Source organism: Chitinophagaceae bacterium, from assembly GCA_007695095.1.
In the GTDB taxonomy this organism is placed as follows: domain Bacteria; phylum Bacteroidota; class Bacteroidia; order Chitinophagales; family REEL01; genus REEL01.
In genome coordinates this window covers 15,682-28,280 of the sequence record REEL01000166.1, presented here as the reverse complement: position 1 = coordinate 28,280, position 12,599 = coordinate 15,682, and the positions used below count along the sequence as shown (strand labels likewise).

The following is a 12,599-nucleotide window of genomic DNA, read 5'->3' as shown; positions in this document are numbered from 1 at the left end:
GTAAGATACTGGTCTTCGGTAAGGACGGAAGCTGAAATTCAGCAAAACATGACTGTATTAATAGATCCTTCAGAAGATAATTTATTAGCATACTGGCGTTTTGATGAAGAAGTAAATGATCATATTATTGATTTAACCGGCAATGGTTATGATGGAGAAATAATTGGGAACCCTGAGTTAGTCTATTCTTCAGCTCCGATTGGTGAATTTTCAATTTTCCAATATGATGATGACACACCTCTTTTTATATCGGATGACTTAGGGAATAACTTTATTCTTGGTAATTTTAACATAACCCCTTCAACAGTTCACTTGTATTATGTCAGTGAAAACCCTATGGATGATACACCTCCAAGTGGCTTTGATGGTTTGTGGGATCAGTCTTACTTTGGTGTTTTTAGTTTTAGCTCAGATACCCAAACGGTAACCTATGATGTAATATTGAATTATAACGATCAAACAATAAATATAGATTTAAGTATTTATGAACTGGATATAGCTGTTTATCCCCTTAGAGGCAATAGTAATTGGGATAGGCTTGAAGGTGTTTGGTCTATGGTAGGAAGCTTAGTTCCTGATTGGGTTCCGGGAGGTTTATTCAGAATGAGTGGGGGAGGTGATTTTATTGAAGGTGATGGCGAAGGCTCCGGAAATTATTCAATGGGCTATGGCGGTAGTTCAGTATTGCCAATTGATTTGTTGTCATTTACAGCCAAACCCAATGAAAATGAAGTGATTTTAAATTGGATAACTTCAACTGAGATTAATAATAGTCACTTTACTATCTTACGAAGTAAAGAGGGTGTGAATTTTTATCCAATTCAGGAAATTGAGGGAAGCCTGAACTCTCAGAAAGTTGTTAAGTATGAATTTGTTGACAGAGATCCTTACGGAGGAGTATCATATTATAGATTGAAACAAACAGATATTGATGGCTCATCAGAAAAATTCTATATAATATCCGTTGAATTATACAAGCCCGGAGACTTAACTTTTGTATTATTCCCAAATCCGTCTAATGGTGGGAATGTATATGTTCGAATGGATTCAGAGCATATTAACCAACTGGAATCTACAAAGTTAGAAGTGTTTGATGCACAGGGCCGAAAAGTTCATGAATCATATAAAGGTGATGTATCTGTAGGAGAACAGTTTGGGTTTATACAGTCGGGGGAATTAAATTCCGGGGTATATACTGTTCGCCTAACAGGTGGTGAACATCAGGTTTCTCAGCAACTTATGGTGAGATAATTAAGAGCTTTTTAAATCCGTGTTCTTTTTGTCTAAAAAAGTAAGCAGTTTTTTGGCAAAAATGTTAGAAATAAAAGGTTTAGACTGTATTACTGAACAAATAAACTTTAACTTTGTAAACTTTAAAGACTATAATGTCGTTTTAACAATAGTTAATCAAAAGTTTAAAAGTATATGGATATAAAAGCAGTAGATAAAATAAAGTTTGTAGATAAAGATAACAGACAATTTTTTACAACGCTTAAGAAAAGAGTTAACGAACATTTTGAGAAACACAACAAATCAAAGAATGCCAACACTGAAATGAAGATTAAAACAGTCATTTTGATGAGCATGTATATAGTACCTTTTGTTTTGTTATTAACATTTCAGCCTCCACTTTTCGCTTCTTTAGTATTATGGATAATTATGGGTTTTGGTGTAGCAGGCATCGGAATGAGCGTGATGCACGACTCTATACACGGAGCTTATTCTGCAAATCCAAATGTAAATAAATGGATGGGAAAAACTTTGCTTTTATTGGGTAGTATACCTTATAACTGGAAGTTGCAGCATAATGTTCTGCATCACACTTACACGAATATAGAGACAAAGGATATGGACATTCAGCCGAAAGGCGGAATCCGGTTTTCACCTCACTCAGCAATAAAAAAGCACCACCGTTTACAACATATTTATGTATTTGTATTGTACTCATTAGCTACTATTTTCTGGGTGATTGCAAAAGACTTTGTACAATACTTTAAGTTTACCAGAGAAGGTCTAAACAAAAAAACAAAATCAGAAAATGTTATTTTCTTTATGCAAATAATAGCATTAAAAATAGTTTATTTTTCTACTTTTTTAGTTTTACCGACAGTTGTATTAGGCATTCCTTTCCTTCATGTACTTGCCGGTTTTTTATTAATGCACTTGGTGGCAGGAATTACTTTATCTGTTGTATTTCAGCTGGCACATACAGTTGAAGGGACTGAATTTCCATTACCTAACGAAAAAGGGATAATTGAAAATGAGTGGGCTGTACACCAGTTACTTACGACGGTTAATTTTTCTACTGATAATAAATTTTTATCATGGTATGTAGGTGGATTAAATTTTCAGATTGAGCATCACTTATTCCCTAAAATATGTCATGTTCACTATAAAGAAATTGCGCCTATTGTCAAACAGACTGCAGAGGAATTTGGAGTACCATACATGGAGAACAAAAAATTTAAAGATGCCTTGTCTGCACACTTGGCATTACTCCATAAATTTGGAAGAATTCCAAGCATGGAAGATGCAATTGTTTAAATAAGTATCATTAAATTTCAATTTTTTTTATGCAGAGGGAAGTGTGAAATAAAATTTACTTCCTTCATTGACTTTTGATTCCGCCCATATTTTACCATTGTGTTTTTCAACTATCTTTTTGCAGATAGCTAATCCAATACCTGTTCCTCCAAACTCTTCACGATTATGGAGCCTTTCAAAAATGAGAAAGATTTTTTCCGCATATTTTTCTTTAAACCCAATGCCGTTATCTTCTATGCAAAAGGTATAGAAATTTCCGTCTTTTTTACAGCTAATTTTTATGACTGTATCTCTTTTTTCATACCTGTACTTAAGAGCATTAGAAATTAAATTCTGAAGCAATAAAGCAATCCTGCTGCTATCTCCTTTTACTTCTGCAGTACTGCATTCAATGATAATTTCTGCATTTATCTCTTTTATCTGATTTTGTAAATTAAACAGTGCATCTTCCAAAGATTCTTTAAACATGTATTTCTTAATAGTATCTTTTTTATTACCGACACGTGAATAATCCAATAAGTTTTCTAAAAGCTCATTCATTCTGTGGGCGCCCTCATTCATGAATTCAAAATACTTTAACGTATTTTCATCAAGAACATCATTTATTTTACTTTCTAACAATTGGCTATAGATGCTAATCATTCTGAGAGGTTCTTTAAGGTCATGGGAAGCTATATAAGCAAATTGTTCCAGTTCCTTGTTAGACTCAGAGAGATCATGCATTTTCAACTCTAATTGCTTTTGAGTCTGTATGAGTTCATTTGTTCTTTGTTTAACTTTTATCTCTAATTCTTTATTCAGATTATCAATTTTATTTTCATACTCAATTTTATCTGAAATATCCATTACTAAAGAAGCAAAACCAATTAGTTCGTTTTGATCGTTAAGGAGGGTAGTGTTATACCATTCGCAATGCATTATTTTTCCTGATTTAGTGACATTTTTGTTTATCAGTTTAAAAGGTTTTTTGTCTTTAAGGAATTTTTGAAAATTTCTTTTTACTAATGGTAGAGATTCCTTTTCTATTATTACTTCAGCTTTTGTCCCAATCATTTCTTCTCGTTTCCAACCAAATATTTTTTCAGCTGCCTTATTCCATTCATTTATGTTGTGATTAGCATCCCATTCTAAGGATGCAACCATAGTGTTTTGCATATGAATTTTTCTTCTTTGCTCAGCCAGATAAAGCTCCCTGTCTTTCATTTTTTTCAATGTTATGTCCTTACAAAAGACAGCTATTTCATTGATAGATGATTTATCAATTGAAAATATGGGGTTATAGGTTAACTCAAATATAAAGTGTCCTCCCTTTGATTTAAATTCAATTTCAGTAAAATGCCTCTTGCCTTTTTTAGCTATAGCAATGTTTTTTAAAAAAAAGTTTTCGAAGTTAGGATCATGGACAAAAACATCAGAGATACTGTCGTTTATTTTTATATCAATATCAAAGTGTTTTTTTATAAACTGTTTATAGCTTTCGTTGAAAATGGTATACCGGTATTCAGTATCTAAAGAAAAGACTAACTCATCCGAGCTGTTGATTACGGCATCCAATTTATTTTTTTCTTCCAGAATAGCATTTTCAATATTTTTTTGATTGGTTATATCTCTACCTACACCGATAATTCCAGTGACATTATTATTTTCATCTAAAACGGCCCTGTCAGACCAGGCAAGCCATCGCCAACCATCTTTTGTCATTGCTCTTTGTTCTAAATATACACTATAAGGAGGATTGAAAATTTTCTCAAGTTCTTTTTCTGTATGCTCTCTGTCATCTTTATGTACAAGAGGTAAAAACTTTTTATTAATAAGTTCTTTTTCTGTCTTGCCAAAAAGCTTCAAATAGGATGGACTTACAAATAAAAATCTCCCTTCAGTATCAGTTTTCATTACCAAATCATTTTGATTTTCAATGAGCAGCCTGTATTTTTCTTCGCTTTCTTTTAAAGCTTTTTCGGCCTTTTTTCTTTCGGTAATGTCAAAAACAGCCCCGTCAAAATAGCTACTCCCATTTTTTTCTTTGGTGACAATGCTTGATACTAATGTCCATAATGTATTTCCGTCTTTTTTTCTAAACTGCACTTCCTCATTTCTAAAGTATCCTTTTTCTATACTTTTATTTATGAGATCATTTCTTTGATTTTTGTCAACATATAATTTTTCGGAACCAACTTTTTTTATCTCCTCTAAATCTTTATACCCCAACATTTCTATAAAAGCCTGATTGGCATAAATTAAACCTTCTTTTGCTTCGCTGCGGTATATGCCTTCTTTGAGGTTAGTATTAATAGAGCGCATAAATTGCTCTGAATCCTGTAACTGCTTAATGTTTGATTTTTGTTCCGTTATATCCTGAATAAAAAGTAATATTACAGTTTCATTTTCAAATATGGTTAATGTAGCATTAATCTGAACAAAAATAGACTCTTTATTTTTTCTTAAATGTTCACTTTCAAATGAAATTATTTTTTTATTGTTAAATAAAGGTTTAAGCACATTCTGTTTTTCTTTCCAGCTTTTATCTATTACAGAAAAGTTTTTGTTTAGTAATTCTTTTGCTGAAAAACCAAGTATTTTTTCTGTTTGCTTATTACAATCTAATATTTTATATTCATTTTTATCTAAAATAATTATTGACTCATGGGTGTTGTCAAAAATGCTTTTATAGAAAAATTGAGAATTTTTTAGATCAGTAATATTTGTTGAAATACCCAGTATCTTATGCTCATTGCCAATTTTTATACCTGTCTTTATGGTGTTAAACCACAAAGTATTACCATTTGAATCGGTAAACTTTTCTTCTATAGAGAGACTTTTATTATTATTTAAAGCCTTAGAATCATTTAGCTTAAAGGCTTTAAGCTCTTGAGTATTCTTTATAATATCTTTGTCATACAATCCTTCCATTTCTTCTTTTTTAAGAAGAAAGAGGTCTGCTGTACTTTGATTGACCATTTCAAATTTTCCATCAGCAGTTTTAACATATATTAAATTTGGACTTCGGTTAAATAATGTGGTTACATACTCTTTTTGTTCTTTTACTTCCAGCTCTATTTTTTTTCTTTCATCAATGTCAATCATACCAATTGAAATAGTATTAACTTCCCCCTCATAACTTACCGGAGTGAAATTATAGCTAAGCCATTTAGTTTTCTCTTTTTGATTTGTAAAAAGTCTTTCACCTGCTATACTTTCACCTTCAAAACACCTGATAATTATGCCGTGCAAAAAATCAAAATCTACCGGTGAAAGGATGTCAAAAACTGAAATTCCTTCAACTAATTGCTTGTTAAAAAACTCGTTAGAAACTTTTTCTGCATAACTGTTAAAAGTTAATGTTCTATAGCTTTTATCTATTAGAAAAAATGCCTGTAAACTATTATCAAGAAGGGCTTTAGTATTAGCTTTTGATGTTTTTGTTAAATTTATTTGGGATTGTAGTGAATTATTAAGTGAATTTACTTCTTCATAAGTTTGTTGCACTTCATCATTTGCCACTTGCAACTCTTCATTAGAGCTTTCTAATTCTTCATTAGAGGATTGCAGTTCTTCATTAGCTGCCTGAAGCTCTTCGTTAAGTGCCTGTAGTTGTTCGTTTGAGGATTCTAACTGCTCTATGGTTTCATGTAAATGCTCTCTGGTATATATAAGCTCTTCCTGTATTTGCTTGAGATAGATTTCATCCTTATTAGAGTTTGCCGGCTTTTCTGTTCTGAAATTTTTTTCATATTCAAAAACTAATAAGATATAAAAGTCTTTTTCTTTAGTTATTATTGGGTGAGCTGTAACTTCTACTTCAACTTTTGTTTTTAAAAAGTCTACGAAAAAGGTTTTGCTTTTAATTGAGGTATTATCCGGTTTAACCTTGTTTAATAATCGACTTACTTCAATTACAAACTCCGGTTTTAAGAGTTTTAAGATATTGTTACTTTGATTATGAACTTGAAGATACAAAGCAGAATCTCCCTGTATTTTTTCAATCTCAAAAGTTTCGTTTACTAAAATAAATGTTTTAGATAAGTGCTTAAATATATTGTCCTTAAATAACTTTTCTATTCTATTTCGGTTATTTTCATCGCTGTTAAAAGTATTGGATACTTTATATTTATTTACTTTGTTTAGTGTTAAGATTCTATTTCTGGAATTTTTCCTCTTTTCAAAAATCTTATAGCTTATGTTAGCTGTATTGTATAAGCTTTTTAGCTTATGTATGCTCTCTGATTTTCCAAGGAAAAGTATACCTTCATTATTTAAAGAATAATGAAAGGTTTGTAATATTTTATGTTGAAGCTTGGAATTAAAATAGATTAATAAATTACGACAAGAAATTAAGTCTAACTTTAAAAAAGGAGGATTGTTTGTTAGGTTGTGCTGAGTAAAGAGGATGTTTTTTCTAATTTCCTTTTTAACAACATATCTGTCTGAAACTTTATTAAAATATTTGTTTAAAAGAGGGATCGGAATATTTTGAATACTCTCTTTTGTATAAGACCCCTTTCTGGCAAAAACTATCGATTTCTCATTTATATCAGTTGCAAAAATTCGGATAGTCAACACACGATTGTTAGCTTGAATCAGTTCGTTTAATAATATACTAATTGTATAAGCTTCTTCACCTGTAGCGCATCCTGGTATCCAAACTCTGAAAAAATCATTCTTTTTAGCTTTCCTAATTTTTTCGTTTAAAATACTTTTTAAAGCACTAAAAGCATCGCTGTCTCTAAAAAAGTCAGTTACACCAATGAGCATGCTTTCTGAAAGTTTAAAACATTCAGTATGTTTTTTATCCAGTAGTTCTAAATACGAATCAATTTTTTTAAGCTTCAATGACTGCATTCTTTTTTGCAATCTTCTGATTAGCGTTCCTGTTTTATAATCGCTAAAATCGGTATCACTTATTTCATTCAGTTTTTCAATTATTTGATTGAAAATAGATTTATCAAAAGTATATTCTTTTTCAAATTCAAGTTTAGATAAATAGTCTTCGTACAAATCGTGAAGATGAAAATAAAAGTCTTCTAATGCATTGAAGCTTTCATTTATTGCATTTTTTTTAAATAATTGGAATACAGGGGATTTACTTTTTTTATTTAAAATATTTACATTTTCAAAGTTTGTATATTTACTTGCTATTAATAACTTTTTTTGAAAATTACTTCCGGAAGTGTTATGAGGAAAAAAGACTTTCTCATCACTAAAAGTTTTGCAGATGGTATCTAAATTTCCCAAATGTAAAGAGATATTATCTTTATCTTCCGGGGTGTTTTCAATTAATAATTTTTTTTTATCAGCAGTAGATTTTAGTTGAAAAGAAGGGGGCAGGTAATAAACTGATTCCGTTACAAAATTTAACCGTTCATTTTTTTTGAGGAGCTGCTGAATAAATGGAAATTCCGATAAAACTTTTTGAAAGAAGGGGCTTTCTGTATTAGATTTATTGGCAGTTAATATTAGTTTAATGTTTAAAGAGTCTGCTTCGAAAAGTTTTAGGAATGATGTTATGTCCTGCTTATTTAATTCAGAAATTATTATGTACAGGTAAACATTTTTGTAATTTTCCATAAAAAAGTTCTATTGATTGTTATATCAAAATTTAAACATTTAAAAATAGATAAACTTTTTTAATTAATGTGAGATATGTGATTAATTCTTTCAAAGCAATTATCACTAATACAGAATATTATGAATAAGCATGACTATGCTAAGTTTTTTAAGGAAAATTTAAAACATTGAGAGTTAAAGTAAATAAAAATTGCTCTATAATCTAAGAGTTTTTCAAGTATGAGTGAGAAGTTGCATTAAAAGTTTATTATTACACGTGCATTAACTCTTCTCGCGGTGAGGTAATTTGGAACGGCATAGGTAGTATTGCTTATGTCTTTAACCCAAAAGTAAGATATAGTATTGGAGACTCCAAGAGCATTAAATACTTCCAGAGTGGCCCATACAGACTCCAAATTATTGAAAAAAGTTCCGGGAGGGCTTTCCCGATTATCTCTGTCATACAGTTGAGCAGAAAACCCTATATCAACTCTTCGATAGGGAGGGATTCTCAAAGTATCTGTATATCTTTTGTTATTAGGCGGACCAAAGGGCAATCCTGTAGCAAAAAGTAAGTTCAGATGCACTTTGAAGGTCTCATTATTAGGTAGGTAGTCCTGAAAAAACATTCCGACATTTACTCTTCTGTCTGTTGGTCTTGGTATTAGACCCGGAGACATTTCAACACTATCGGCTACCTGATCCATTGTAAATCTGTTGGGAAAAAAACGGTTTCCTTCTTCATCAAAATACGCTATAAAAGTTTCATCTTTAATATCTTCTACTGTTCTCATTACGGAGAGGCTAATCCATGAATCAGCATCTTTAACCAATTCGCCGTGAAGCCTCATATCTATCCCATAGGCATGTCCTGTTGCACTGTTTGTGCCAAAGTATCGAATTAATACATTGTCAAATTCATAAGGTACAATGTCATAGAGGTATTTATAGTAGATTTCAGATACAAACTTAAACGGACGATTCCAAAGTGTAAAATCATAATCACCTCCGGCTACAAAGTGAATTGCTTTCTGAGATTTTAAATCAGTATTTACTTCTCCGGCTAAATTTCGCATTTCCCGGTAAAAAGGAGGTTGATTATATAATCCGGAGGCAAACCGAAGGACGATATTACTGTCCCAAAGTGGGCGAAAAGCTAAAGAAACTCTCGGATTTACAAAAAATTCATTATTTACATTCCAGTAATTATATCTTACCCCCGTATTTAAAACTAAGTCCCTCGGTCCGCCTAATCTCCAGGAGTGTTGCAGAAATCCCGACGTGCGAACAGAATTTAAATCAAAACTTGATTTTAAAACATCACTTATTATCACCTGATCTGTATCAAAAGGAAGGCTATATCCGGCGGAATCCAATCTTTCCCATTCATTAATTAAGTCTCCAATTCTTTCGTGTTGGACGTTCATTCCCCATTGTAAAAAGTTATTACTGTATGAATAGCCTCCAAGGTGACCTGCATAAAAAATATCAGCCTGTAATCGGTTTCTGGCAAAGTTTTGAATACTTCCGCTTCCCAAACTAAAGCGGGTTTGGCCAAAATCCTCACTTCCAAAATCGGTTTCTATCTCGTCTAACCAATAAGCTCCTAAAATATCGAATGTTTCACTTTCGACCATTCTGTAATATGCACCCATGTATTTTAAGGTAAGGTTATCATTGGGTTGATTGACTAAGGAAATGGCCTGCATGAGGTTAGAGTATTCATCAACTTCCTGACCGTCAAAAAATACATTTAAACGTAATACATTATTTACCACACCAAAAGTAGTTTCCCTGCTTATCGGTACATATTCGTATTTATTTCTGGCATAGTTACCAAGATATTCAATTCTTAATCTGTCGTTAATGCGATAAGTTATAAAAGTTTGAAAATCTGTAAAAGAAGGTTGATAATCACCCTCTGTGTCCAGGCTTGAAAGTAAATAACTATTGGAACGATATCTGAAACCAGCCAGATAAGTAAGACGGTCGTCAATTGCCGTTCCTTCCAGGTGAGCACTTCCACCGAGTAAACTGCCGGACACCGAGCCACCAAAGCCACGGGGACGCTTATATTGAATATCTAAAACAGAAGACATTTTATCACCGTATTTAGCTGAAAAACCACCGGATGAAAACATTACATTGCTAACCATATCGGGATTAATAACACTTAGACCTTCCTGCTCACCTGAACGAATTAGAAAAGGTCTGTAAACTTGAAGATCATTGATATACACAAGGTTTTCATCAAAGTTGCCACCTCGCACAGAATAGGTAGAGCTTAGTTCACTCATTCCTGTAACACCCAATGCCTGAGAGCGTAAAGCAGCTTCTAAACCACCTGCAGGATTTGGTATGCGTTCTATGGACTGTACATCCATTTTTATCATGCCCGGAGTTTCCCTTATCTGCTGGTCTGTAATTTCAATTTGTGTCAAAGCAATAGCACTCTCATCAAATTGAAAATTGAGCACCTTTTCTTCATTACTTTGTAAGATTAATTGCGTAGTGTCACTTTTGTAACCTAGGTAAGAAATGACTAGCATGTACTCGGTCTCAGCTTGCAGGTTTAACCGAAAGGCGCCTCTGTTAGTTGTGGAAGTACCCGTAGTTTCTTCAGCACTTATTGCAATTATATTAGCTCCGGGAAGCACGTTTCCTGTTTCGTCTTTAACCACTCCGCTTAGAACTCCCTGTTCCTGACTGAAGAGCAGATTTGTAAAACTCCAAAAAAACAGTATTCCTAATATTCTGAGCATATTTACTTTTATGCAATTCGGGTATTCCCGGCTTTGCTTTTTAATGTTTTAATCATCGAAACAGGAGAGGGGGCTTTAAAAACCTGACTTCCGGCTACTAATACATCAGCTCCGGCTAATAAGATTTTTTCAAAATTTTTGTCTGTTACTCCTCCATCAATTTCTATGAGAGTTGAAGCGTTCTTTTGTTGTATTTTATTTTTTAAAGTACTAATTTTTTGAAGGGTATTTTCAATAAAGTATTGTCCGCCAAATCCCGGATTAACCGACATCAGACAAATTAAGTCACTTAGTTCCAAGATGTCATCCAACATATGAACCGGTGTGGAAGGGTTTATGGCAACTCCGGCTAGTACATTTTTTTCTTTAATGGATGTAAGCGTTCTGTTTAAATGAACCGATGCTTCATAATGAACAGTAAGACAATGAAGATTGAATTCACAAAATCTATCTATGTACCTTTCAGGTTCTGTAATCATTAAATGCACATCTAAAGGTTTTTTAGTTTTTTCAGCCAAAACTTCCAAAACCGGGAATCCAAAACTGATATTTGGTACAAAAACTCCATCCATTATATCCACATGTATCCAGTCTGCTTCACTTTGATTTAGCATTTCTATAGCTTCATCAAGCTTCCCAAAATCTGCTGATAGTATAGAGGGAGCAATTTTATGATGCATGTTCATCCGTTTTATTATAGATTAACCAGGCGCCTTCAATACCTTTTTTCGTAAAATCATTAAGTTCCGTTTCACTTTGCAGGTAATCTTTTCCTGAATAGTAGCCTACTCTGAAAAAATCAAAATGCTCATGTGGTATAATTTGAAAATCAAGGTTAAAATCTTTTTTCATTTGATTTAAATACCTTTCTGCTCTGTTTTTACTTTGAAAAGAAGCCAGAATAATAAAATATCCTTCATTATAGTCTTCGAAATATGTTTGGTGATGGTTCAGTCTGTCTTCCGGTTCCGGTAAGTCTTCATTGCTAATCTGAATAGATTCTTCGTTTTGTATTTCTTTAACCGACTCCTGAAGTGCTTTGTTCAAGTCGGGTTGCCAGGTAGTAGGAAAGCTAAATCCAAATTGCTGTAAATTAAGGTGTTCAACACCCACTTTAAAGTACATTAAACTAAAAAGTATTAGAAGTGCAGACAAGAAAATGAAACGTCTCGGATTTCTGCTTTTTCTTTTTGCTTTTCGGTTTGCGTTTTCTGTATTTTGTCCGGTAAAAACCTTTTCGCTTTGTTTTTTTTCTATTTTATTTTCCTTTGCAAATGCAGGGTGTGCAGTGATAGTTTTTAATCCAAAAGATTCTTTACAGATTTCCGGTTTGTCCAAAGGTTTAAATAGCGGACTTTCATTATTTATGAAAGTTAATGAACCAAGCCCCGGGAAAAGAATTGTCTCATTGTTTTTAAGCTTATTTTTTATTTCGGAAGCAAACTTTGCTACTTCAATGTTAGCAACATCAGATGATATATTTTCTTTCTTTCTGAAATAAGCAGATAATATTCCATCATTATTGATTAAACGGATATTAAAAGCCACTGATTTCCATGGTGGGGAAATCAGACTTTGGTTTGTTGAAATTCTGGCCGGTAAATAATCGGTGATAAAACCACCAACTCCCGGAATTACGACACATTGCTCGTAAGTAAGGATTTCCTTTATATAATTTAACCTTGTATGAAATTTGCTTTGCATAAATTTTTTAAATATAGTTATAGAATCAAAAATAGGCTTGTCTGC

Annotated in this window: 6 protein-coding genes; 2 read left to right on the top strand and 4 right to left on the bottom strand. The window is 32.6% G+C overall.

Translation table 11 applies throughout. The features are described 5' to 3' along the window. A partial coding sequence (locus EA412_13850) for a T9SS C-terminal target domain-containing protein (GenBank protein TVR76357.1) occupies positions 1–1,251 on the top strand: 1,251 nt, incomplete at its 5' end. Positions 1,252–1,431: 180 nt separating this feature from the next. After that, positions 1,432–2,544 carry an acyl-CoA desaturase gene (locus tag EA412_13845; protein TVR76360.1) on the top strand — a complete coding sequence of 371 codons (1,113 nt, stop codon included), beginning with the start codon at positions 1,432–1,434 and terminating at the stop codon, positions 2,542–2,544. A gap of 27 nt (positions 2,545–2,571) precedes the next feature. On the opposite strand, the gene EA412_13840 is transcribed toward EA412_13845, so the two are convergent. The 4 genes from EA412_13840 to EA412_13825 form a co-directional block, all read right to left on the bottom strand. After that, positions 2,572–8,109 carry a PAS domain S-box protein gene (locus EA412_13840; protein TVR76356.1) on the bottom strand — a complete coding sequence of 1,846 codons (5,538 nt, stop codon included), beginning with the start codon at positions 8,107–8,109 and terminating at the stop codon, positions 2,572–2,574. A 236-nt stretch (positions 8,110–8,345) separates the two neighbouring features. Continuing rightward, positions 8,346–10,850, bottom strand: coding sequence for a TonB-dependent receptor (locus EA412_13835; GenBank protein ID TVR76355.1), 2,505 nt, complete (start codon positions 10,848–10,850; stop codon positions 8,346–8,348). A gap of 8 nt (positions 10,851–10,858) precedes the next feature. Next, the gene (rpe, locus tag EA412_13830; protein ID TVR76359.1) at positions 10,859–11,530 is read right to left on the bottom strand and encodes a ribulose-phosphate 3-epimerase; all 672 of its coding nucleotides are present in this window, start codon (positions 11,528–11,530) and stop codon (positions 10,859–10,861) included. Beyond that, complete coding sequence (locus EA412_13825) at positions 11,520–12,554, bottom strand: hypothetical protein (protein ID TVR76354.1); 1,035 nt, start codon at positions 12,552–12,554, stop codon at positions 11,520–11,522. Before EA412_13825 ends, rpe begins: the two co-directional genes overlap by 11 nt. Positions 12,555–12,599 lie beyond the last annotated feature (45 nt).

Excerpts from the sequence above, each read along its gene's own strand:
- rpe (TVR76359.1), bottom strand. The coding sequence starts at position 11,530 with ATGCATCATAAAATTGCTCCCTCTATACTATCAGCAGATTTTGGGAAG.
- EA412_13835 (TVR76355.1), bottom strand. The coding sequence starts at position 10,850 with ATGCTCAGAATATTAGGAATACTGTTTTTTTGGAGTTTTACAAATCTG.
- EA412_13825 (TVR76354.1), bottom strand. The coding sequence starts at position 12,554 with ATGCAAAGCAAATTTCATACAAGGTTAAATTATATAAAGGAAATCCTT.
- EA412_13840 (TVR76356.1), bottom strand. The coding sequence starts at position 8,109 with ATGGAAAATTACAAAAATGTTTACCTGTACATAATAATTTCTGAATTA.